20 protein-coding genes, 2 tRNA genes and 1 pseudogene are annotated in these 23,607 nt (G+C 38.2%); 8 read left to right on the top strand and 15 right to left on the bottom strand.

Annotated features, from left to right (window positions below; genetic code table 11):
- Window positions 1–20 precede the first annotated feature (20 nt).
- The 15 genes and pseudogenes from FJ218_00510 to FJ218_00440 form a co-directional block, all read right to left on the bottom strand.
- Window positions 21–1,058: an aminotransferase class I/II-fold pyridoxal phosphate-dependent enzyme gene (locus FJ218_00510; GenBank protein ID MBM4165403.1), complete on the bottom strand. Its 1,038-nt coding sequence runs from the start codon at window positions 1,056–1,058 to the stop codon at window positions 21–23.
- Between the two features lie 53 nt (window positions 1,059–1,111).
- Window positions 1,112–2,779, bottom strand: a complete 1,668-nt coding sequence (lnt, locus tag FJ218_00505) for an apolipoprotein N-acyltransferase (GenBank protein MBM4165402.1) — start codon at window positions 2,777–2,779, stop codon at window positions 1,112–1,114.
- A complete protein-coding gene (locus tag FJ218_00500) occupies window positions 2,776–3,351 on the bottom strand; it encodes a phosphatase PAP2 family protein (GenBank protein MBM4165401.1) in 576 nt (191 codons plus the stop codon). The genes lnt and FJ218_00500 overlap by 4 nt, the downstream gene beginning before the upstream one ends.
- A gap of 18 nt (window positions 3,352–3,369) precedes the next feature.
- On the bottom strand, window positions 3,370–4,656 hold the full coding sequence (locus tag FJ218_00495) for a DedA family protein (GenBank protein MBM4165400.1): 1,287 nt from the start codon (window positions 4,654–4,656) through the stop codon (window positions 3,370–3,372).
- Complete coding sequence (locus tag FJ218_00490) at window positions 4,625–5,119, bottom strand: 2-C-methyl-D-erythritol 2,4-cyclodiphosphate synthase (GenBank protein ID MBM4165399.1); 495 nt, start codon at window positions 5,117–5,119, stop codon at window positions 4,625–4,627. The genes FJ218_00495 and FJ218_00490 overlap by 32 nt, the downstream gene beginning before the upstream one ends.
- A 23-nt stretch (window positions 5,120–5,142) precedes the next feature.
- The gene (locus tag FJ218_00485) at window positions 5,143–5,415 is read right to left on the bottom strand and encodes an acylphosphatase (protein MBM4165398.1); all 273 of its coding nucleotides are present in this window, start codon (window positions 5,413–5,415) and stop codon (window positions 5,143–5,145) included.
- Window positions 5,416–5,784: 369 nt separating this feature from the next.
- Window positions 5,785–6,069 (bottom strand): pathogenicity locus, encoded by a 285-nt coding sequence (locus FJ218_00480; GenBank protein MBM4165397.1) that lies wholly within the window; start codon window positions 6,067–6,069, stop codon window positions 5,785–5,787.
- Window positions 6,070–6,460: 391 nt separating this feature from the next.
- A tRNA-Ala gene (locus FJ218_00475) sits at window positions 6,461–6,536 on the bottom strand.
- A 544-nt stretch (window positions 6,537–7,080) separates the two neighbouring features.
- Window positions 7,081–7,536, bottom strand: a pseudogene (locus FJ218_00470) (DUF1801 domain-containing protein).
- Between the two features lie 261 nt (window positions 7,537–7,797).
- Window positions 7,798–8,985 (bottom strand): CoA transferase, encoded by a 1,188-nt coding sequence (locus tag FJ218_00465; protein MBM4165396.1) that lies wholly within the window; start codon window positions 8,983–8,985, stop codon window positions 7,798–7,800.
- A gap of 241 nt (window positions 8,986–9,226) precedes the next feature.
- Window positions 9,227–11,014, bottom strand: coding sequence for a DNA helicase RecQ (gene recQ / locus FJ218_00460; GenBank protein ID MBM4165395.1), 1,788 nt, complete (start codon window positions 11,012–11,014; stop codon window positions 9,227–9,229).
- Window positions 11,015–11,071: 57 nt separating this feature from the next.
- Window positions 11,072–11,416 (bottom strand): DUF2281 domain-containing protein, encoded by a 345-nt coding sequence (locus FJ218_00455; protein MBM4165394.1) that lies wholly within the window; start codon window positions 11,414–11,416, stop codon window positions 11,072–11,074.
- A gap of 44 nt (window positions 11,417–11,460) precedes the next feature.
- Window positions 11,461–12,141 carry a DUF4918 family protein gene (locus FJ218_00450; protein MBM4165393.1) on the bottom strand — a complete coding sequence of 227 codons (681 nt, stop codon included), beginning with the start codon at window positions 12,139–12,141 and terminating at the stop codon, window positions 11,461–11,463.
- 1 nt (window position 12,142) lies between these two features.
- Complete coding sequence (locus FJ218_00445; GenBank protein ID MBM4165392.1) at window positions 12,143–13,576, bottom strand: NCS1 family nucleobase:cation symporter-1; 1,434 nt, start codon at window positions 13,574–13,576, stop codon at window positions 12,143–12,145.
- Window positions 13,560–14,051 carry a DoxX family protein gene (locus tag FJ218_00440; protein MBM4165391.1) on the bottom strand — a complete coding sequence of 164 codons (492 nt, stop codon included), beginning with the start codon at window positions 14,049–14,051 and terminating at the stop codon, window positions 13,560–13,562. The genes FJ218_00445 and FJ218_00440 overlap by 17 nt, the downstream gene beginning before the upstream one ends.
- A gap of 118 nt (window positions 14,052–14,169) precedes the next feature.
- Between FJ218_00440 and mnmA the strand changes: the two genes are divergently transcribed.
- From mnmA to hutH, 8 genes are all read left to right on the top strand, one after another.
- Window positions 14,170–15,291 carry a tRNA 2-thiouridine(34) synthase MnmA gene (mnmA, locus tag FJ218_00435; GenBank protein ID MBM4165390.1) on the top strand — a complete coding sequence of 374 codons (1,122 nt, stop codon included), beginning with the start codon at window positions 14,170–14,172 and terminating at the stop codon, window positions 15,289–15,291.
- Window positions 15,292–15,360: 69 nt separating this feature from the next.
- Window positions 15,361–16,065 (top strand): hypothetical protein, encoded by a 705-nt coding sequence (locus FJ218_00430; protein MBM4165389.1) that lies wholly within the window; start codon window positions 15,361–15,363, stop codon window positions 16,063–16,065.
- A complete protein-coding gene (locus FJ218_00425) occupies window positions 16,055–16,969 on the top strand; it encodes a GTPase Era (GenBank protein MBM4165388.1) in 915 nt (304 codons plus the stop codon). Before FJ218_00430 ends, FJ218_00425 begins: the two co-directional genes overlap by 11 nt.
- A gap of 113 nt (window positions 16,970–17,082) precedes the next feature.
- Entirely contained in the window at window positions 17,083–18,777 is a 1,695-nt protein-coding gene (locus FJ218_00420; GenBank protein ID MBM4165387.1) for a short-chain dehydrogenase, read from the top strand.
- A gap of 177 nt (window positions 18,778–18,954) precedes the next feature.
- Window positions 18,955–20,142 (top strand): DUF1624 domain-containing protein, encoded by a 1,188-nt coding sequence (locus tag FJ218_00415; GenBank protein MBM4165386.1) that lies wholly within the window; start codon window positions 18,955–18,957, stop codon window positions 20,140–20,142.
- 37 nt (window positions 20,143–20,179) lie between these two features.
- Window positions 20,180–20,253: transfer RNA gene (locus tag FJ218_00410), tRNA-His, on the top strand.
- A gap of 103 nt (window positions 20,254–20,356) precedes the next feature.
- Window positions 20,357–21,802, top strand: a complete 1,446-nt coding sequence (gene hisS, locus FJ218_00405) for a histidine--tRNA ligase (protein ID MBM4165385.1) — start codon at window positions 20,357–20,359, stop codon at window positions 21,800–21,802.
- Between the two features lie 248 nt (window positions 21,803–22,050).
- On the top strand, window positions 22,051–23,601 hold the full coding sequence (hutH, locus tag FJ218_00400) for a histidine ammonia-lyase (GenBank protein ID MBM4165384.1): 1,551 nt from the start codon (window positions 22,051–22,053) through the stop codon (window positions 23,599–23,601).
- The last annotated feature ends 6 nt before the right edge of the window (window positions 23,602–23,607 follow it).

Below are 23,607 nucleotides of genomic sequence, written 5' to 3'. Positions count from 1 at the left end.
TGACTAATGACGAAATACTTCTACTTGAAGAGTTCATAAAAAACTCGCGATGCTTGTTGTGTTTCTTCCATTGATACATCAAGATGAAATACGGCGCGAATACTGTTCCAATTTCCCGGCGTGAGAAGCACATTGTTTTCCTTCAACATTGCTAACACCTCATTCGGGGATTTTCCTGTTTTATCAACTTCGATGATAACGATATTTGTTTGAACAGATTCCAAGTCAATATACATACCGGGAATTTTTGCAACTGTTTGTGCGAAGAGTTGTGCTTTCTCGTGGTCTTTTTTCAATCGCGTAATATTATTTTGCAATGCATAAATTCCTGCTGCTGCGAGAATTCCTGCTTGTCTCATTCCACCGCCAAAAATTTTTCTGAACTTTCTTGCGCGTTCAACCAGCATTCTATCGCTTGCGCAAACCGAACCAACCGGCGCACCAAGCCCTTTCGATAAACACACTGAAACAGAATCGAAATACGATGCGTACTCTTTCGGATGAATTCCTGTCGAGACAAACGCATTCCATAAACGCGCTCCGTCGAGATGCAAACGTATTCCTTCACTCACCGCAAGTTCTCGAATCTTTTTTATTTCTTCGAGTGGAAAAATTGTTCCGCCCGCGCGGTTGTGTGTATTCTCAATAACAATCAATTTTGTTACTGGCATATAATACGCTCGCGGACGAATGACTTGTTTGATTTGTTCGGCAGTAAATACGCCGCGAATTCCTTTCAATGTTTTGACAAGAACGCCGGAAAGAAACGCAGGTCCGCCAGTTTCATAATTAAAAATATGCGCACCTTCTTCGCAAATAATTTCATCACTTGGTTCCGTGTGGCACTTGATGCACACTTGATTGCTCATTGTTCCCGACGGAAAAAACAACGCCGCGTCTTTTCCGAGTAAATCTGCAACGTGTTTTTGCAAAAGAAGAACAGTTGGGTCATCACCGAATACGTCGTCGCCTACTTCCGCTTTTGCCATTGCATCGCGCATCGCAAAAGAAGGTTTTGTAACTGTATCGCTTCGTAAGTCAATAAATGTTTGATGCATAATATTTTTTTAGTAGTAGTTCTCCATTCAACATTGAAAGAAATATTGAATTTTCAATGGATGATTTTTTCGTTGAATAAATATTTCTTTGTAAATGCTATTGCTAATAGTAATGAAGCAATAATCACATTCCACAACGTAAACCAATCGCTGTGTTCATTGTAAAAAGTTTTTTCGTTGGAAAGAGAAATTTCTTTCATTATCACTTGCTGAGTGTTGAAATCAGTTGAGTAGTATATCCTTCCGTACGGGTCAATGAAGCAGGAAATTCCTGAGTTTGCACAGCGCACGAGCCATTTGCGATTTTCAATTGCGCGAAAAATTCCGAAACGTAAATGCTGATACACGCCGGACGTATTTCCCCACCAACTGTCGTTCGTAATCACCGTAAAAAAATCTGCGCCGTTCTTCGCAAACTTCGTTGCAAGTTGCGGAAACACGGATTCAAAACATATAAGATTAGCAAAATGAATTATTTTTCCGGTGGTTGTTGTGAAATTAAAAATTGTCGAATCGGTACCTTTTCCCCAACCTGAAATTCCGATTCCCCATTCAAACAATTTGGAGAATGAAAAATAATCGGCATAGGGAACTCGTTCAGCAAATGGTACAAGAATGGATTTCGCGCACGTTTGAATTTCATTGGAGTTTGGTTTTAACAACATTGATGAATTGTACGTATTGTATCGCATTCGTGATTCTGAAAATATTTTACTGCTTGATGGTGCGAACGTTGAATCATCGAAATATTTCACATCGGGAATTCCTGTGAACAATGCGATTCTGTTTTTATGAACAAACGATTTCAATTGCGATAAACTTTGCTCATTGTTTGGCAACAAAATATACGATGGAATCGCTGTTTCGGGATAAACAAGTAAATCAGGTTTGAACGCAGAAACTTCATTGCTCATTTTCAGCAACACGTCCATTTGAAAATCGATAGTGTTCTGCCATTTTTCCCAAGGATCAATATTCGGTTGAACAATCGCGACTCGAATTGTATGAGTTTGTTTTTCATTGTTTGAGTGTTCTTCTAAAATTTTATTGCCAATGAATTTTGGAATTCCGTACAGACAGATAATAAAAAGAATGCACATTCCACTTTGCCAGGAAATCGTTTTCCATTGTCGTGTTGTAATATTTCTGAAAACAAAAACTATGACGCAATTGATGAGTAAAATGATAAAAGAAATTCCGTACACGCCAACAATAGAAGCGATTTGTATCAACGAAAGATCATACGTTTGAGTGTTTCCAATCGTGAGCCAAGGAAAAGCAAAATCGGTATGCGCTCGAAAATATTCGTTTGATATCCAAAGGAATGGAAACGAGAACAAAGCGATGTTCTGATTCAAATTTTTGCGAATGAAAGTAAATGCGGCAATAGGGAGAAAGTAAAAAATCGGATGAACGAATAACAGCAAACCTCCTGCAAGCAGTAAATAATTATCGCGTCCGTGGGTGAATCCTCCAATCCAGTACATTGAAATTAAACTACACACAAACAACATCACATAAGCATATCGAAATGCATGAAGATGATTTTTTGCGTTCAGTAAAACGAGAAGAAGCGGAACAAACGCGAACAATGCTTGTATGCCTACAGAATTTGGTGGGAATGAAATTCCGAAAACAATGCCGGAAAAAATACAGAACAAATAATCGCGTTGAATATTATTTGATGTTATATTTTTCAAGTTGTTTTTCCCACGATTCATAACGGAAGTGATTCAGTGTGTTGAAATTTTATAGAGAAAAATTTCCAACTTTTATAAACTCCCAAACCACAGCAAACACCGATGATTGCTCCAGCAAAAATATCAGAAGGATAATGCACGCCAACATAGACACGAGAGTATGCAATGATGCTGGTAAAGGCAAAATATTTCCAACGATGTTGCTTGAAGAACGCACCGAATAATGTTGCAACCGCAAAATTATTAACTGCGTGCGATGAAGGAAATGAAAATCCGCTGCCGCAAGTTACAAGCAATCGAACGTTTTCCAATGCGATACACGGTCGTTGGCGTTCAAAGAAATGCTTCAACACGGTACTGCTGAGTTGGTCAGAAATAATAAGTGTGGGAATGACGAGCAGAATTGCAACACGGATATTTTTTTCTCCTTTCCAAAAAAGATAAATGAGAAGAAGAAGAATACCACAAATAATATATGTGTTCTTGTGGTAATCCGTTAAGAAAGGCATCAGTGAATCGAATGGAAGGAACGTAAATGTGGAATTGAAGAAATAAAAAATTTCCCGATCGAAAGAAAGTAATAAATCGAACATAATGGGGAAGAAGTGTTCCTACGAAGTTTTCTCTTCGTTTTGTTGTTTGTTATTTTTTTTGTTGATTTTCCAAAGATAGACAACGATACTGATAACCGCGATAGTAATAAGAACATTGAACATTGCGTTACTATATTGTCCGATGTATTCAAGCGCGACTTGCCAGTTTTTCCCTAAACTGGTTCCAGCGTAAAGCAAAAGCGCATTCCACGCTAACGCGCTGAGAAAACTTAAGATGGTTGTTGTTAACAACGGTAAACCTGATAGACCAGCAAAAAATGAAATCACTGCTCTTGTTCCTGCTAAAAATCTGTTCACGACAATTAATGTGTATCCGAATTTGGAGAACCATGCGCCTACTTTCAGCAATGCGTCAACAGGAACGTAACGAATTTTCAATGAGGAAATTTTTGTCGTCGAACATTTTACTCCGATATAATATGCAAGCATAAATCCAAGAGTGCTGCCGATGGTTGAACCAAGAAGAAGGAGCCAATATTTCACTTTTCCAACACCAACAAGAAATCCTCCGAAAACGACAATGGCGTCGCTTGGAAATGGTGGAAACACGTTTTCAATAAATGCAATGAATGAAACGATAAAGTAAATCCAGAAGGGTTCCAAATTTTCGAGTTTTTCAATTAACTTTTCCGTGTAATACACGAAGAACGATGGAGCAGGGTTTTCTTTTTGCGCAATGAGTAATTCTTCCGGATAATTATTTGTCAATTGCAATACTGACTGTTTGAGTATATCGTCGGAAGTACATTTTGCGTTATACGAAGTTATGAGAGCATCTTCGGAGTACAATTGAGCAGATATTTTGCATACTGTTCCATCGAATTCCACCGAACCTGTAATAACTGCATCAGTAAATAAAAACATTTCGGCAAATGAATAAACGCGAGTAGTAGGAAGTGATACTCCTAACGGTAATTTTTTTACAGCAATTTCTTTGAGGACAAGAACTTGGTCAACTATTTCGTATTTATCGTTTGTTCCGATTGTTTTTCCGATTGTTCTGCGTATATAATTTCCGAGGAGCGATATTTCTTTACGGTTCGTTGTAAAATCCATTACGATGACGCGGGTTCGTTCACTTCCTAAACTTTCTTTGAACATATTCGATATTGTTCCGATTTGTTCATTCAACGAAGAATGTTCGGTCAAATGTTGTTCAAGAATTTCTCTTGTGAGAGTTGTTTGTTGTGCAAGTGTTTCAATGGAACACTTGCAAAAGAAAAATGCGAATATGATGAGCATGCGCATAATTTTATAGTTCTGATTTTGGTGAAGTGCTGTCATAAAGTGATGCGACTGCAAACACGGCAATTCCTTCGTTGCGTCCGATAAAACCAAGATGCTCGGAAGTAGTTGCTTTTACAGAAACTTGTTGAAGTTCAAGCGAAAGCGAATGAGCGATGTTTTTTCGTAAATAAGAAATGAATGTATGTATGATTGGCTCCTGTAAAACAATGGTTGAATCTATATTAGAAATTTCAAAATGATTCTCGCGAATAAGCAATGCAGTTCGTTCAAGTAGCAGGAGACTTGAGATGTTTTTGTATTGCACATCTGTATTGGGAAATTGTGTGCCGATATTTCCCAATGTTGCTGCACCTAACAATGCATCGCAAATAGCATGAGAAAGAGCGTCGGCATCCGAATGTCCAAGTAATCCTTTGTTGAAAGGAATTTCAATCCCGCCAAGAATCAGTTTTCGATTTTCTACGAGTTGGTGAATATCAAAACCAAAACCAAAACGCATTATTATTCAATAGTGTTATAGTGTTAGTGAATCTTAAAATTAGAATATGTCCCTTTCCATTCTTCCCATGTTATATGTAATCCGCTCACGTGTGCGTTGGGAGGACCAATTTTTACACGTGTAATCAGTTCTTCTACGAGTGAGCGTTCTCCTTCTGCATAAATTTCTACGTTGCTGTTTGTAAGATTTTTTACAAATCCTACTAATGACAAATTCCCTGCTTTTTTAAAGACAAAGTAGCGAAAACCAACTCCTTGCACGATACCGCTGACATGTATTTTACAACCTACCTTCATAATGAATTAAAAAAAGTTGGGAAATATATACGAGTAAAACAGTAAATAAACAAGATAAACGGTGAAAATTGATGGATGTGTTTTATACTTTTCTCCAAGAGGATTTTTTTGAAACAACAAAAAAGGCAGATTCAAAAAAATCTGCCTTCAGTTTATACAATGAAACTGTTAGATTATAAATGTTAATACCCCGCTTGCAGAATTATATTTACCAAAATTGTAATCTGTATTGAGATTAAAGTAAGAAAGTAATTATTTTGTGAAATCTTATCTTATAATTTTCTCCCCAAAAATAATAATTGAATGTAAAATATTGTTTTAAGATGCGGAAAAAATCTACGAAAAAAACCTTCCATAAACATTAAGTGGCTACAATAATTTTTGATCATATTTCCAATTCCACCATTTCAATAATTCTGGTTCGTGCTTTTTATTTGAAGCAAAATATACCGCGCAACGAAACACATAAAGCAAACATCGGTCAACGGTAGTTCCGACTAACGAACAGTATCGTTCGTACATTTCTTCCGGGTTGTTGTATTTCAAATCCTGAACCGAACGGAACCCAAGTTCCCATAAATCGTTTGCAATACTTTTTCCTACGCCTGGAATTTGCTGAAATTCTTTCAGCGCTTGTGCTTTTGAGTTTGTCATAAAGTTTCTTGCAATCGCAAATAAGATTTTTTAGCGCAAATGATTGATTCGAGTATTCCATCAGTTGCCAATTCTGAAAAAATTTTTTTGAATACTTTTTCGCGAGCAAATGAAGGATGAATATCGTTTTCATCGAATATGTTTCTCAACAATACATCGGTAGAAACATACGTTTCGTTTGCGTTTGTTGCTACATAATTTCTGAAACAACAATTTCGTAAGGATTGTTTGAATTTCTCCAAATAAGTTTTCTGCGATGCTTTGTATACCAGTGAAGTATTGTTTTTTGAACGGATTTTTTTGTTGCGTCGAAATCATTTGAAGTATTTTAAAAGAAAAATGCTTGTCAAAAAAATGACAAGCAATTCCCGCACAATGATTATCCATTTATTAGTGGAGCTGAAGAGATTCGAACTCTCGACCTTTCGGATGCGAACCGAACGCTCTCCCAACTGAGCTACAGCCCCAAAAAAGTGCGACAAATATAAGAATTTCATTCACAGATTTTGCTATGAGTTCAATGAAACTTCTTATTGTTTTCAATCATTGTTCTCACTAACTTCATTGAATTTCTTCAAAGCTTTTGGCCATACGTCCATGAACATATCATAATATTCTTCGAGCACATCCATTTCGAGTATAAATGTTTTTTTTTGCGATTCCATTTTTTCTATCGTGTAGTTTTCGTACGAAGGAACCCATTTTTTTACTCCGTCGCTTGTGTATCTTCAACACCGTTCAAAATATATCCTATGTGTTTTATGGAAATAAATTCCGGATACCTACTTTCATCAATTTCAGAAATCATACCTTCTGTTTTTCCATCGTTATTGACTGCAATGAATTTTATTGAATCGCCCATATTCCAATTTCTTTAAGTATGAACCTTCGTGGAATGCGCTTTTCCATTCGCGATATTTTCTGTCGTTAGTAATGGTATCCCAGATTTTTTCCTGCGATGCATTGATGATGATTTCAAGGTGTAATTTTTACATAGAATTCAAAACAATATTAACGTTTCACACCTGTTACATACACTTCAATCCATTCATCAACGCTCATTTTTTTTACCAATTCGCCGATGAGTTGATAGGGAATGTGTTCAGGTTTCTTGAAACGAATACAACCTTTTCCCATATCTAATTTTGTCGAACTATGTTTCGGAAATTCCCTTGTGAACCATTGCAATAATTGTTCGTTTGCATACATTCCCATGTGGTAGAGGGTAATATAATTTTTTTGTGAAGCGATACCCATAAAGGGAAGCGGTTGTTTTGGGTCGCAATGGTATCCGTTGGGATAAAGTTTATGTGGAACGACGTATCCAATCATTCCGTAACTCATCGTTTCCATGAATCCTTTCGGAAGATTTTGAGTAATGACACGACGCAATTCTTTTATTACTTTTTTCCGGTCGTCGGGCAATTGTTCTATCTATTGTTTAGGAGTTTTGATTATGTGTTTCATATTTTTTTGTATTACTGTTTTTACTTTGGTTTCTTGATAGTTCGTATCGAGGTTGTCAGCAGTATATCATCGTAGAAAACAAATGCATAAATAAATTATTCGTTCTTGATATTCGATTCCTTAAGCACAACGTGAATGTGCGCCGGTTCATTCGCATTTGGATACGGAGCGTGTCGTATCGTGTAAATCGCATAACGTCCGTGTGAAGTAATCGTATCACAATGAGTAGGTTCTTAATTGTAAAATGTATTTCAAAAAAAATTAAATCACATTTCCTTTTTGCAGTTCGCCAATCGTATTTTTCGAGTACCCAATCGAAAGCAAAATCTCTTCTGTATGTTCGCCAAGTAACGGCGGCGGAGAAAATTGTTGTTGTGAAGTGGAAGAAAGTTTAATCGGATTTCCTACAATTTTTATTTCACCAACTTTCGGATGTTGAACCAAAGCAAGCATTTCACGCTCGTTCAACACATCCATTTGTAAAGCATCATTAAGCGAATTTATTTTTCCAACAGGAACATCTGCTTTTTGTAAAAGAGAAATCCACTCTTCACTTGTTTTCGTAAGAAAAATAGGTTTGAGTTCACTTTCCAGTAACGCGCGGTTTTCAACTCGCTTTGCATTCGTAATAAAACAAGCATCACGCATCAAATCCGTTCGATGAATTGCTTCACAGAAATTTTCCCAATGCGATTCACTCCCGATGGCAACATTCAGAAATCCGTTTTTTGTTTGATATGTTTCGTACGGCGTAATCGTCGGATGCTGATTTCCCTTGCGTGTAACTTTTCGATTTGATGACAACGCAATTTGCGATTGATAGGTGAACAATGATAGCAAGCCATCGAGCAAACTAATATCAACGCGCTCGCCTTTTCCTGTTTTCTCTCGTTGAAACAGTGCGAGTAAAATTCCTTCGAAGCACAACGTTCCCGCAGTAACATCGGCAAGAGAAATTCCCGCTTTCGTTGGCGCGCCATCGGGAAAACCGGTAACATCCATCAATCCCGATTCGCCTTGCACAATCAAATCGTAACTCGGCTGATGACTTCGCGAACTCGTTTGTCCATAACCGGAAATCGAAGCATAAATAATTTTCGGATTTATTTTTTGCACATCATCGAAACCGAATCCAAGTTTCTCCATCACTCCTGCGCGAAAATTTTCTACAACAACATCGCTTTGTAAAAGTAGTTTCCGAATAATTTCTTTTGCTTCACTCGTTTTCAAATTGAGCGTTAAACTTTTTTTGTTGCGATTGACGGAAAGAAAATACGCGCTTTCACCATTCACAAACGGCGGTCCCCAACTGCGTGTATCGTCGCCGCTGTTTGGTTGTTCGATTTTAATTACTTCCGCTCCCATATCGCCGAGTTTCATCGTGCAAAATGGACCTGAGAGAATTCGTGTGAAGTCAAGAACTTTTATTCCGTGAAGAGGTAATTGCATTTTAGATTTTATTTCTTTCACTTGATATTATTGAGATTATTGGAATTTATTTTTAGAAAGTTTTACAAAATAAAAAAAAATTGTCATTCCGAACGAAGTGAGGAATCTACTCTGAAATATTGCAAGATGAAAGAAGATTTTTCGTCGGTTCGTTCTTCAAAATGACACCCTTTGTGCTTTTTGCAAAACATTCTCGTAATGAGAACTTCAATAATTTCAATAATAACAAGTGAAACATGATTTATTTTTTCAAATAACTTTGTATAATAGATAAAAACTCATCTCCATACTTTGCCAATTTTCTTTCTCCCACACCTGTAATCATTTTCAAATCACTCTCTGTTGTTGGTTTGAACATTGCCATTTCTTTCAATGCTGTATCGTGAAAAACGACATACGGAGGAACACCCTCATCATCGGCGAGAATTTTTCGTAAATGTTTTAATTCATCGAAAAGTTTTGAGTCGAAATTATCGTCGGTTGGTTCGCTTACTTTTGAACGCACTTTTTCTTTTTCCGGTTTGGTGAGAAAAACTTTTTCGTTGTTGAATAAAATCTCGTTGCTTCGCTCGTTCAATTTCAAACTGCGAAATTCTTCATCAACAGAAATAAAACCGAGCCGAACAAGTTCACGAATAAACGCTTTCCATTGTTTTGCAGAGAAATCTTTTCCAATGCCATACGTAGAAAGTTGCACGTGTTTGTTGTGCTGAATTTTTTCATTCTCAGAACCGCGCAGGACGTCAACAATATACGTTGCACCGAATCGTTCACCCGTTCGTTTGATACACGAAAGAATTTTTTGCGCAGGAATTGTTCCGTCAATCTTATCTTTCGGAGAAATGCACGTATCGCAGTTGCCGCAATTTGTTTGAACATATTCTTCACCGAAATATTTCAGAAGAATTTTTCTTCGGCACCAATGATTGTTTTCGCAAAACTCGATTATTTTTTCAAGTTTTTCAAAAGCAATTTTTTTGTTTTGCTCGTTTTGCATTTCTTCGATGAAGTATTCAATTTTTCTTCTATCGCCGTAACCGTAAAACAAAATGCAATCGCCCGGCAAACCATCACGTCCCGCGCGTCCCGTTTCCTGATAATAACTTTCTAAATTTTTCGGCAAGTCGTAATGAATAACAAAGCGCACGTTCGATTTGTTGATGCCCATTCCGAATGCAATAGTTGCAACAATAATTTCTACGTCATCTTTGATAAACTTTTCTTGATTTTCGGTTCGAACTTTTGCATCAAGTCCTGCGTGGTACGGTAAAGCGCGAAAACCGTCGTCGTTCAAACGTTGCGCAAGTGTTTCCGTTTTTTCGCGGCTGAAACAATAAATAATTCCCGAATCTTTTTTGTGAGCGCGCAGATAAACGAGAAGTTGTTTGTACGAATCTTGTTTCGGTTGAACAGAGTAGAAAAGATTTTTCCGATTGAAACTTGCAACGTAAATTTTTGCATCGCGCAGATTGAGTTGGTGAACAATATCGTTCTGCACTGCGGGAATTGCTGTCGCGGTAAATGCAGAAATCGGAATAGTTGGAAATGTTGTTCGCAATGTTTTGAGTTGCCTGTATTCGGGACGAAAGTCGTGTCCCCATTCAGAGATGCAATGCGCTTCGTCAATCGCAAACAAACCGATGTTCAACGTTTGCAAGAAAGGAAGAAACGACGGCATCATAATTCTTTCCGGCGCAACGTAGAGAAGTTTGATTTCGTTGCGAAGAAGTTGTGCTTTTACATTATGAATTTCATTTTCATTCAACGAACTATTGATAAACGCAGAAGGAACTCCATTCTCTCGCAAACTATCAACTTGGTCTTTCATCAATGCTATCAATGGTGAAACGACAATTGTCATTCCATCATTGATAATCGAAGGCAATTGATAACACAACGATTTTCCTCCGCCCGTTGGCATCAAAACAAACACATCTTTTTTTTGAAGAATATCTGATATGATTTCTTCCTGCAACGGGTGAAAAGTCGTGTAACCGAAGTATTGTTTGAGCGGAGAGAGGAGGTTCACTTGGAATAATTGGTATTATTGAAATTGCAATGCAGCTACAATGTAGTGAGAACAAGTTCATTCTTCATAAGCAAATTTTCTTATGTTCACTTTGTCAAGTTGTCCACCTAAGTTGTATGTTTTGAATGGCACTCGTCTCTTTTTCTCTTTCTGCATCGGATGAAGCAAACGATACACTTCTTCTAAAATTTGTTCAGGAAGTTGGTCAATTTCTTGTTTGAGTTCTTCGCGGTTTATTGTTGTTGTTTCTTGCACTCCGTATTCTTGCGTTTCTTCTTTGACAACATTGTGTTTTGTCGGAGAATATTTTTGCAAGAGAAATTCAACATAGTGAAGAACTTCCACTTGCTTTTCTTCGGGAAGTTGTTGGAGAAGTTGAAGGATGTTAAGTTGTGTGTTCATAAGTTTTCAAATCAGGAAATAACTCATCTTTTCAATGATCGTAATTATAAAGTAATGAATCTATTTAATGTATTAATATAATTCTGCTTTTGAGTGATCTTATTTCTGTCAATTGAACAGTAATAAGGATGAGGTAATCTATTTTCAATAATTGCATTTATTTTATCGTTTTGTTTTAGCTCGTTTAATGTTATTTCAACATCAATACTGCAAGGGATAATACGTAAAGGTTTAACTAAATTCATTTCGTCAACAAATTTCTCTAAAATAATAGTCTGAACTTCTATTGGTAGGTCGAAATAATTGATGTTTCTATATCGTTTTTCTTTTTTTATAAAACCTAAACAAGAAATATTTGTAACATAAAAACTGGAATAAAAAACTTTACAACCATAGTTTTCAATAATGGAATAAAAAAATTGCGCGCTACGCTCTTCTTCTATTTTATTTAAGCCGTTTAATAATTTTGATAGAGACTTAAGATCTAAAAAAGGAACGCCAGTTTTTCCGGCTCCTTTTCTTCCAGGGTTAATTCCACATATAACGATTTTAGGGGAGTGTGGTACAACGTAAGTATCATAAAACAATCTCATAAAAGATTCGTTAATTAGAAACTCATCAAGTATAAAAATATTTTCTTTTTCTAGCCTCTCTTTCATCCAAAAATATTTTCCTTCACAAATTTCATTATAGAATTGAAATATTTTATCTACGTAAGAAACCATTCTAATCCTTCTTTTTCATAATAAGTTTGTAACAAACCATTGCCACACCAAACCCAACAAACCACGCATAATCATACAAAAAGCGAAGGTCGGAAACGAATAAGCCAATCAATCCGACAAACACGCCGGCGAAAAGAGAAAGGAGCGCTTTAAAATTGAAACCGTTGCTGAATTCGTATTCGCCATTGCGCAAATATAAATCTTCTACGTTCAATTTCAGTTTGCGAATGATGAAATAATCCGCAATCATCACGCCGGCAATGGGACCAAGAAAACTCGAGTAACCAATGAGCCAAACGAAAATATACGTTCCAAAATCTGAAAGAAGTTTCCACGGCATCATCGCGATTCCAACAAACGCAGTAATCAATCCGCCGATTTTGAATGTAATTTTCTTCGGCATTAAGTTTGCGAAATCGTTCGCGGGAGAAACAACGTTTGCCGCAATGTTTGTCGTCAGCGTTGCAACAAGAAGTGAAAGCATCGAAAGCAAAATGATAATCGGATTGTGAAACTTAGCAAGCAATGCAACGGGATCCCAAATTGCTTCACCAAAAATTACAATCGTTGCCGATGTAACTGCAACGCCGATGAATGAATACAATGCCATAGTTGGCGGAAGTCCGAATGCTTGTCCAAGAATTTGCGCTCGCTGACTTTTTGCGTAGCGAGAAAAATCCGGAATATTGAGCGAAAGTGTTGCCCAAAATCCCACCATTCCCGTCAGCGATGGAACAAAAAATTTCCAAAACTCTTCTGCTGTTTGAAATTTACTTTGCTGCGAAAGAATTGGACCCCAGCCACCTCCTTGCACGTACGCCCACGCAAGCAATCCTAATCCAACAACAATAAGAAACGGCGCGGCAAGTGATTCGAGCCAACGAATTGATTCCGTTCCTTTGATAATGAAATACACGTTCATCATCCAAAAAATTGCAAACGAAATCCACTGACCGAAACCAAGCGTACTCCACGCTGGAATAAGAACGACGAGCATTGCATCAATTGCTTGTCCGCCAATCCACGTTTGAATGCCGAACCAACCGCACGCAACGAGCGCGCGAAGTAATGCAGGAATGTTCGAGCCGATTGTTCCGAATGAAGCGCGCGTAAGAACGGGAAACGGAATTCCATATTTTGTTCCGGCGTGCGCGTTTAAAATCATTGGAATGAGAACGATAATATTTCCTAATGCAATCGTGAGAATCGCTTGCCACCAATTCATTCCACCGGCAATCAATCCGCTTGCAAGCATATATGTTGGAATGCACACGCTCATTCCAATCCACAAAGCGGCGATATTGTATGTTCCCCACGTACGTTGCGAAATTGTTGTCGGCGCAATGTCTTTGTTGATGAGTGGTGAATGTTCGACTTTGGAAAGATTAATTTCGATGAGTTCGTTATTCATTCTGTTATTAACTGATTTTTGCAGACTTCGATTTTCCTTTTCGTTTATGAACGTTTACAGAGATAAGTGCATCAAGACCATACGAATATCCGCAGTAACTGAAAAATAAATAAAGGAGTGTTCCGCATAAAACAATTGCTCCACTACTTTCAAAAAAATCTGCTGAAAATAAATTTCCGTTTGCGAAATGAAAATTGAGAATCATCAATAATCCCATAAGTGTTGAAGTGCGTGTAAAAAGCCCGATAAGCAACGAAACTCCTAATGCGGTTTCTCCGAGAGCAATAAGCGGCGCCCAAATGGAAGAGAAAGGAATTGCTAATTTATCAAGATATGTATTTTGTATTCCTGTTGCATTGTCATTGTAATCATACAACGATTTATTTAATCGTTCATTCGAGGTAAGCCATCCGCTGTTTATTTTCTGAACGCCGACATACAAAAAGAAAATTCCAACAGTGAGACGAATAATCAGTGTAAAAAAATCTGAATGTTTCATACGTGAGATAAAATTTTATATGCATAAGATACGAAAGCAAAGAAACTTTTTCAATCAGAAATCTAAAATGTAAATCTAAAATCATTCGACTTTTCCCTATCTTTTCCTCGCATTTTTAATGAAACCAATTCACAAATCACCAAAAGATACAACTGTAGTCGTAGCAATGAGCGGCGGAGTGGATTCGTCTGTTGCAGCGGCGATTCTGGCTGAACAAGGTTACAACCTCATCGGCATTACGATAAAAACATATCGTTACGAAGACGTTGGCGGCAATATCGGAAACGAATCGAGTTGCTGCTCGCTCGATGGAATTAACGATGCGCGCGGTGTTGCATCTCAACTTGGTTTTCCGCATTACGTGTTAGATTTTTCCGAAGTGTTTGCGCGCACGGTGATTGATAAATTTTCCAGCGAATATCTCAGTGGACGAACACCGAATCCGTGCGTGATTTGCAATCGTGAAATCAAATGGGCAGAACTCATTCGTAAAGCAGAATCACTCGGTGCGGATTTTATTGCAACTGGACATTATGCAAACGTGCGATTCGATGAAACAAAACAACGCTATATCGTTTCGCGCGGAAAAGATGCGAGCAAAGACCAATCGTATGCGCTGTGGGGACTAACGCAACATTCCCTCGCGCGCACAATGTTTCCGCTTGCAGAACTCACGAAGCCCGAAGCGCGCGCAATCGGTGAGAAACACAACTTGCGTGTTGCAAAGAAAGGCGAGAGTTACGAAATCTGTTTTATTCCCGACAACAATTACGAGCGATTTTTGAAAGAGCGCATTACAAATTTGGAAGAAGATGTTCGCGGAGGAAAAATTATGTTTGAAGGAAAAGAAATAGGAACGCATCGCGGATTTCCGTTTTACACGATTGGTCAGCGCGAAGGACTTGGCGTTGCTGTCGGAGAAAAAATTTATATTACAGAAATTGATGCGAAGGAAAATACGATTTATGTCGGACGCGATGTGGAATTATTTCATCGCGGACTTATTGCAAGCAATGTGAATTTAATTGCGTACGAAAATATTTCCGTTCCCATCAACGTTACGGCGAAAATTCGGTACGGCGATAGCGGAAGTTCTGCGAAAGCATACATTGATACGGAAGGAAAACTGCACGTGCTGTTTGACGAACCGAAACGCGCCATTACGCCGGGACAATCCGTTGCGCTTTACGAAGGCGATGATGTTATTGGCGGTGGAGTGATTGATGAAGTTGTGGAGTGATGTCTCTCGCAAAGACGCAAAATTGAAAAGAGTTCTTTGCATCTTGGCGACTTTGCGTGATAAATAAATATGATTGATAAAAAAAACCTCCTCCTCCTCGGCGAAGAACCATTACTTAATGAATGGAAATCATTTTGCGAAATGAAAGGATTTGACGTTGTTATAAACTTCCATTCATCGCAAAATATTTTTCTTGCAATTGAGTTGTCGCTTTGTGATGTTGAAAAGAAGAAAGAGAATTTAAAATTTCTCCGTTCGCTATATAAAAACACAGCTATTCTTTCTTCATCAATTACTGTTACTGCAAGCGAACAGTTGTTGTGGCTCGACAAAGAAACACAACTGCTTGGAATTTCTGCCTTACCAACTTTTCTTTCGGGTGAACTTATTGAAATTGCATCTCCGACAAATGTTACAAAAAAAACATGGGACGTTGTGCAAACATTTGTTCTGCAAATCGGAAAACAATTTTCCGTAGTGCAAGATAGAGTGGGAATGGTGTTGCCGCGCATCGTGTGTATGCTTGTGAATGAATCGTTCTTTGCGCTGCAGGAAGAAATCGCAACTCCCGAAGCGATTGATACGGCAATGAAACTCGGAACAAATTATCCGTTTGGTCCGATTGAATGGGGAGAAAAAATCGGTTATGAAAATGTAGTCGCCGTGCTTTCTGCGTTGCATAGAGAGTTGGGAGATGACAGATATAGGATTTCGCCGTTGTTGAGGCAAGTTGCATTAGAAAAAAGAATAAAGAACACTACAAATGACGAATAACTTTCGCGCAGGTTTTGTAGCAATTGTTGGAAAACCGAATGTTGGAAAATCAACGTTGATGAATTGTATTTTGCAGCATAAACTTTCCATCGTAACACCGAAACCGCAAACTACGCGCGACAAGATTTTAGGAATTTATAACAGAGAGAATTGTCAAATTCTTTTTCTCGATACGCCGGGAATTATCGAGCCGAAATATAAATTGCACAGCGTAATGATGCAGTCCGCGCATAGTTCGCTCGATGATGCGGACGTTGTGTTGCTGATGATTGACGCAACGGATTTCGACATTCACTCGCCGCAGCGATTAGAAAAAGTTGGCGACGATATTTCTTTTCAAGCAATTCATAAAACGACGAAGCCAACTTTTCTTATTATCAATAAAGTTGATGCGGTGGAGAAAGGAAAAATTTTAGAAATCATTTCAATGATTTCCCAACAGTTTGCATTCAAAGAATACATTCCGATTTCTGCGTTGAATATGGTTGGTATTTCCGATTTACTGAAAACGATTGAAATGTATTTGCCGCTTCATCCGCCGTATTATTCCGAAGATGAATTGAGCGATAAGAACGAGCGATTTTTTGTTTCGGAAATTATTCGCGAAAAAGTTTTTCAACTTCTCAAACAAGAAATTCCCTATTCCACCGCAGTGAATGTTGTTGAATTTATTGAACGTCCTGGAAAGCCCGATAAAATTTCTGCTGAGATTGTTGTGGAGCGGCAGTCGCAAAAAGGAATCGTGATTGGCGCAAGAGGTATGATGCTGAAAAACATCGGAACACGAGCGCGAAAAGACATCGAACAATTTCTCGGAAGAAAAGTTTTTCTTGAACTCTTTGTGAAAGTGCGAGAAGATTGGCGCGAGAACGATACGTTTTTGAGAGAGTATGGATATAAGTAGTTTTCACTTGGAATTATTGAGATTATTGTAATTTTATATTGAACATTTTACATTTTTTTAAATGAGAGATGTAACAATAAATGTTCAATGTGAAATCTAAAATGTAAAATAAAATGAACATCAAAGGTCAAACAGTATTAGTAATTGGCGGCTGGGGATTGGTTGGCTCCGCAGTTTGTCATCGTATTCTTGAAGAGCAACCGAAAAAAGTTATCATCACTTCGCTGAAAAAAGAAGAAACGGATGATGCAGTTACGCAACTTCGCAAAGAATATCCGAAGTTGAAAAAAGAAATGTTTCAATCGTGGTGGGGAAATATTTTTGTGCGCAATGCATTCAAAGATTTGCCGCGCGAAGAAATTCTTTCCAACGAAAAATATCGCAGAACGTTGATTGACGATATTCTCAATGAAATGACTTCAACGGTTCTGGAGCAATCATCGGTGTATCAACTTCTGAAAAAATTCAAACCGTCGATTGTTGTTGATTGCGTGAACTCTGCAACGGGAATTGCGTATCAAGATATTTTTCAAAGTTCGCGCGATGTGTTGCAAGCGTTGGATAAACAAAACGGAAACGTAAAAGAAAAAATCGAACGATTGCTCTGCACACAATACACGCCGCAACTTATTCGCCACGTGCAATTATTATATCGTTCGATGCAACTTCTGCAAACAAAAATTTATGTGAAAATCGGAACGAGTGGAACAGGAGGAATGGGGCTCAACATCCCGTACACGCATAGCGAAGAACGTCCGTCGCGCGTGTTGCTTTCAAAATCTTCTGTTGCCGGCGCGCATACGATGTTGTTGTTTTTGATGGGAAGAACTCCTGATGCTCCGATTATCAAAGAGATAAAACCGACGGCGGCGATTGCGTGGAAAAAAATTTCGTACGGAGAAATAAAAAAACGCGGTAAAGTAATTTCACTTGTTGATTGTCCGCCGAAGAATGGATTTCAACTGAAAGAGATAATAAAAATTCGCGATGAAAAAATCGGTATTGAATTGAATCAGCCGATGAAATCGGTATTCATTGATACGGGAGAGAACGGATTGTTTTCTAAAAATGAATTCGAAGCAATTTCCACTGCGGGGCAAATGGAATATGTTACGCCGGAAGAAATAGCCGATGCTGTTGTGATGGAAATAAAAGGCGGAAACACAGGACACGATATTGTGAACGCGCTCGATAATGCTGTGCTTGACCCAACGTATCGCGCGGGATTTATGTGGAACAGTGCAATTCAAAAATTGGAAGAGTTGGAAAAGAAACACAACGTTGAGAGTATAGCGTTTGAAATTCTTGGTCCGCCGCGACTTTCAAAACTATTGTTTGAAGCATATTTGTTAAAGAAATGTTTTTTGTCAATGAGATCAGTGATGAAAGCGAATGCGAACATACTTTCAAAACAATTATCGAATGAAATTGCAAAGAACAAATCACTACGCTCGCAAATTATTTCTGTCGGCATTCCTATTTTAATGCCCGATGGAAAAACATTGTTGCGTGGAAAGGAAATAAAAATTCCTGCGTTTCTTGGCGAGAATGAATTGAAAATTTCTTCCGAAAAAATTGCAACGTGGTCGCGCGATGGTTGGGTTGATTTGCGTGTAGCGAATATGGAAAAATGGAAATCGCGAATGAACATAATAATTGCCGAAGCCGAAAAAATTTCTGTAGAAGAAACAAGTTCTCGGTACTTCCGTAGAAAAAGTTATTGGAACGATTTCAATTCAATTGAGCCAGGAAAACTTGCCGCGTGGATTTTTACGGTGGAAGAGCAAGGGAAGAGGGGAAAAGCGTGAGAAAATTTCAAAGGACAAATTCCAAATGTCAAATAAAATTCAAAACTCAAATTTTAAATTCTGGTATTTGATTTAATGAACGGATAATATTTCCCGTTTCGAAATTTGAAATTTATTTGATATTTGAGTTTTGAATTTGGAATTTAAGTTGCTATTCTTTTCATCTAACAAAAAACAATGAATCATTCTCCATCGGCTTCTCGCTTTCATTTCATAGATATATTTCGAGGTTGCGCGGTGTTTTTTATGATTGAAACACACGTAGTCAATGCGTTGCTACTTCCTGTTTTGCGGGATGAGTTTTCGTACAAAGTACTGACGTTCTGCAATGGATTTGTCGCGCCGTCGTTTTTATTTTGCGCCGGATTATCGTTGGCTATTGCGATACATAAAAAATGGGACAGGTTCATTTCGCTCGGTTCAACATTTTGGAGATATAATGCGCGATTGCTTTTTATTTTTTGTGTCGGTTATGCGTTGCACCTTCCATTGTTTTCATTGAGAATGATGACGGAATTACACGACGAAAAAATTCTTTCTTCGTTTTATCAGGCAGATGTTTTACAAGCGATTTCATTGACGTTGATATTTCTTGCATTTCTTGTTGCAATTATTCGTAATAAGAAAATTTATTTTTTTGTTGCCGGAATAATTGCACTTCTCATTATTTTTAGTAGTCCGATAATTCGTGAATTGGATTATAGTAATTCCCCTATGTGGATTCGTCCGTATTTGACGATGAATGTAAAATCACAATTTCCACTTTTTCCTTGGTCTGCATTTTTGATGAGTGGAACAATTATCGGCGCAATGTTTATGAATGCGAAAGAGAATAATCGTGAGCAGCAATTCATAAAAAATATTTCGTTGCTCGCAGTGAGTGGAATTATACTTTCACTTCTCATTGAAATGCTTCCCTTTGATATTTATCCGAACCACAATTTTTGGAAAGCAAGCCCGGAGTTCTTTTTTATGCGGCTTGGCTTTGTTGTTTTGTTTTTCTGCGGGTGGTGGATGTACGAACAAAAAATTGAATCAGCATTGCAAAGTCACATTATTGTAATTCGTAAAAATTTCTCATCAATTGTTTCTGCAATGAAAATATTCGGACAAGAATCGTTATTAGTGTACGTCGTTCACCTTTGGGTTGTGTATGGTTCGGTAATGATACATTGGAGTATGATTCACCAATACGGTAAAACACTTGGTTGTGTTGAATGTTTTGTGTTGTCTTTTGCACTTATCGCGGCAATGTATGTTCTCGCATTCGGTTGGCATTGGGGAAAAAATAATTATGGAAAGATTTCGACTTCGTTGCAATATGCAATCGTAACAACGGTTTTATTGGCGTTTCTTGTTCGGTAGAGATTTGCTATATTTTTCCCGAAAATTTTTTTTAAATGCTGATGTAGCTCAGTTGGTTAGAGCATCAGATTGTGGATCTGAGGGTCACCGGTTCGAATCCAGTCATCAGTACTTTCAAGTGTCAGTTGTCGTCTCTAGGTGAGTTCGAAACCGACATTTTTTTTTACATTTTATATTGAACATTTTACAATTTTGTTTCAATCTAAAATATAAAATGTCAAATGTAAAATTCTATTTTATGTCGAACGAAAACCAAAATAAAATAATCGAACCTCGCACTGTTAAAGGAATGCGCGATTATCTTCCCGAAACAGTTATCGCACGAAGAAAAATTATCGAAACCGTGCGAACAGTTTTTGAGCGATATGGATTTGTTCCCCTTGATACACCGGCGTTAGAATATGTTGAAACATTGGTTGGGCACGGTGATACATCTAAAAATATTTTCCGTTCAAAAATCCCAGAGGGAGAAGACATTGCATTACGATTCGATTTAACTGTCCCACTCGCTCGCGTAGTATCTCAATATTCCGAATTACCGAAACCATTTCGTCGCTATCATGTTGCACCAGTTTGGAGAGCAGATAAACCTGACCCGGGAAGATTTCGAGAATTCATTCAATTTGATTTAGATACAGTTGGAAGTTCTTCAATGGCGGCAGATACTGAAATACTTTGCGGGATGTACGATGTTCTCTCTGCTTTGGGAATTGAGCGATTTCGTCTGCGATTCAGCAATAGAAAAATACTCAATGCACTTTTAGATTTTGCGAACGTACCTCAGGGATTAGGAAAAAATGTTTTTCGTATTCTTGATAAACTCGATAAAATTAGTTTCGATGAAGTTGCATTGGAATTAACGGAAGGAAGAGTTGATGTGTCGGGCGATACCATTCGTGGACTTGGACTAAATGATGAGAGCGTTACAAAAATAAAACAGTTCCTTGATTTACCAAACGCGACAAGAAACGAATCGCTTGTTAACATTGAACGTCTCTTTACCAATGTATCTTCTGCACAAGAAGGAATCAACGAGTTAAAAGAAATATGTTCTTCTCTCGATGCGCTCAAACTTTCCGACGAAAAAATTACGATTGATTTTTCTCTTGCTCGCGGATTAGATTATTACACCGGACCTGTGTTTGAAGCAATATTACTCGATGCACCGGAATTTGGTTCTGTTTTTGGAGGAGGACGCTATGACGATTTAGTGCAGCGATTTCTCGGGAAAAATATTCCCGCAGTTGGCGCATCAACAGGAATTGATAGATTGCTTGCCGCGTTACAAAAACTTGAGCGACTTGAAACTGTTTCTTCCACTGCGCATGTGCTTGTAACAGTGATGGAAAAAGATAAAATGCTCGATTACCAACAACTTACCCGTGAATTACGCAGCGCCGGTATTAACACGGAACTTTATCTCGGAGAAGAAAAAGGATTGGGGAAGCAATTGCAATACGCCAACAAAATGCAAATTCCGCTTGCCGTTATTATCGGCTCAAACGAATTTGAAAAGAACGAAGTTACGTTAAAAGATTTACGAGCTGGAAAAAATGTTGATGCATCGAACAAAGAAGAATACATCAAAGCGACAAAGCAAGCGCAAGTTGTTGTTTCTCGTCCTCAACTTCTTTCTTCAATTCAATCATTGTTGAAATAAAAGCAAAATCGTTATTATGTTAATTGTTATATGTTATCAGTTAATTGTAGTACCGTTAATTCATTTGAACTGACTGAAGTTATGTTAAAGTAAGAAATAGAACACGGATGACGCTGATACAACAGATTATTCGAAGATAAAGGAATCAGTGAACATTAGCAAAATCCGTGACATCTGTATTCTATTTTCTAAAAAAAATATTTCTTGTATTACATCAATGAACTAATAACCGTTAACAAACAACAACTATGTCTCCACTCGAACTCACCGGCACATCACTCACCATCGAAAATATTTTCTCCGTTGCAAGAAATTTTCAGGAAGTAACGCTTTCTCCATCTGCAAAAAAGAAAATGCTTGCTTCTCGAAAATGGATTGAAGATGCAGTGAAGCAAAATAAAAGCGTGTATGGAGTTACGACGGGGTTCGGCGCATTTCAAAATGTTCGTTTGCAACAAAATCAAGTTGAGGAATTACAGCGGAATCTTGTGTTGAGTCATTGCGCGGGAGTTGGCGAACCATTTCCCGATGAAGTTGTACGCGCGATGATATTGCTTCGAGCGAATGCGCTTGCGGCGGGATATTCCGGTGTACGTGTTGAAGTTGTCGAAATGCTGCTCGCAATGTTGAATAAACAAGTTCATCCCGTTGTCCCGTCGAAAGGTTCTGTTGGTTCTAGTGGAGATTTGGCTCCGCTTTCGCATATCGCTTCGGTAATGATTGGCGAAGGTTGGGCTGCAATCGGTGAATATGGCGAAGTTGTAACGGGAAAAGAAGCGTTGGAGCAAATGAAAATTCCGCCGCTCATACTTCAAGCGAAAGAAGGGCTTGCGTTGTTGAATGGAACACAAGCAATGCTCGCAGTCGGAACGCTTGCACTTGGCGATGCAAAAAATCTTTTTAAGTTAGCAAACGTCGCTGCATCGTTATCGCTTGAAGCATTGAAAGGAAAGAGTTCTCCGTTTCAGTCAAATGTGCAAAAACTTCGTCCGTATGTTGGACAGCAATTTGTTGCGAATATGATTCGGGAATTTACAAGCGGAAGTTCATTGCTCGATTGCGTTGATGACGACACGAACGATAAAATTCAAGACTCGTATTCGCTGCGATGTATTCCTCAAGTTCACGGAGCAACGTTCGATGCGCTTTCGTATGTGCAAGCAATCATCGAAATCGAACTTAATTCCGTTACCGATAATCCGCATATTTTTGCTGATGAAAATGAAGTTGTCAGCGCAGGAAATTTTCACGGACAACCGCTCGCACTTGCATTAGATTTCTTAAAACTTGCAATTGCCGAACTTGGAAATATTTCCGAACGTCGCATTGCAAAACTTCTCGACAAAAATCATAATAACGGTTTACCTGCGTTTCTGTGTGTTGATGGCGGCGTTCAATCCGGTTTGATGATTGCGCAATATACTGCTGCTTCCCTCGTTTCCGAAAACAAAGTTCTCATTCATCCCGCAAGCGGTGATTCAATTCCGACTTCTGCGAATCAGGAAGACCACAACTCGATGGGAACAATTGCTGCACGCCACGCGGCAGAAGTTGTTTCCAATGTTGAATACATTATTGCGATTGAAATTCTCTGCTCGTGTCAAGCGATTGATTTTCGTTTGCGACAAAATCCGAAAGCGCAACTTGGTGAAGGAACGAAAAACTTTTTCGAAATGATTCGTAACGGGCTTGGCATTCCATTCGTTGATAAGGATAGAGATATTTCTTTCGATATTGAAACATTGAAGGAAATTGTTCATACGATTGAGAGAGAATTTATTTCTGTGACGAATGAATAAAGTTAT

The sequence above is a fragment of the Ignavibacteria bacterium genome (assembly GCA_016873775.1).
GTDB lineage: Bacteria > Bacteroidota > Ignavibacteria > UBA10030 > F1-140-MAGs086 > JAGXRH01.
This window is presented reverse-complemented; position numbering and strand designations above follow the sequence as displayed.

Coding starts and splice junctions, on each gene's coding strand:
- FJ218_00510 (MBM4165403.1), bottom strand. CDS start 1,058: ATGCATCAAACATTTATTGACTTACGAAGCGATACAGTTACAAAACCT.
- lnt (MBM4165402.1), bottom strand. CDS start 2,779: ATGAATCGTGGGAAAAACAACTTGAAAAATATAACATCAAATAATATT.
- FJ218_00500 (MBM4165401.1), bottom strand. CDS start 3,351: ATGTTCGATTTATTACTTTCTTTCGATCGGGAAATTTTTTATTTCTTC.
- FJ218_00495 (MBM4165400.1), bottom strand. CDS start 4,656: ATGACAGCACTTCACCAAAATCAGAACTATAAAATTATGCGCATGCTC.
- FJ218_00490 (MBM4165399.1), bottom strand. CDS start 5,119: ATGCGTTTTGGTTTTGGTTTTGATATTCACCAACTCGTAGAAAATCGA.
- FJ218_00485 (MBM4165398.1), bottom strand. CDS start 5,415: ATGAAGGTAGGTTGTAAAATACATGTCAGCGGTATCGTGCAAGGAGTT.
- FJ218_00480 (MBM4165397.1), bottom strand. CDS start 6,069: ATGACAAACTCAAAAGCACAAGCGCTGAAAGAATTTCAGCAAATTCCA.
- FJ218_00465 (MBM4165396.1), bottom strand. CDS start 8,985: ATGCAATTACCTCTTCACGGAATAAAAGTTCTTGACTTCACACGAATT.
- FJ218_00455 (MBM4165394.1), bottom strand. CDS start 11,416: ATGAACACACAACTTAACATCCTTCAACTTCTCCAACAACTTCCCGAA.
- FJ218_00450 (MBM4165393.1), bottom strand. CDS start 12,141: ATGGTTTCTTACGTAGATAAAATATTTCAATTCTATAATGAAATTTGT.
- FJ218_00440 (MBM4165391.1), bottom strand. CDS start 14,051: ATGAAACATTCAGATTTTTTTACACTGATTATTCGTCTCACTGTTGGA.
- mnmA (MBM4165390.1), top strand. CDS start 14,170: ATGAAACCAATTCACAAATCACCAAAAGATACAACTGTAGTCGTAGCA.
- FJ218_00430 (MBM4165389.1), top strand. CDS start 15,361: ATGATTGATAAAAAAAACCTCCTCCTCCTCGGCGAAGAACCATTACTT.
- FJ218_00425 (MBM4165388.1), top strand. CDS start 16,055: ATGACGAATAACTTTCGCGCAGGTTTTGTAGCAATTGTTGGAAAACCG.
- FJ218_00420 (MBM4165387.1), top strand. CDS start 17,083: ATGAACATCAAAGGTCAAACAGTATTAGTAATTGGCGGCTGGGGATTG.
- FJ218_00415 (MBM4165386.1), top strand. CDS start 18,955: ATGAATCATTCTCCATCGGCTTCTCGCTTTCATTTCATAGATATATTT.
- hisS (MBM4165385.1), top strand. CDS start 20,357: ATGTCAAATGTAAAATTCTATTTTATGTCGAACGAAAACCAAAATAAA.
- hutH (MBM4165384.1), top strand. CDS start 22,051: ATGTCTCCACTCGAACTCACCGGCACATCACTCACCATCGAAAATATT.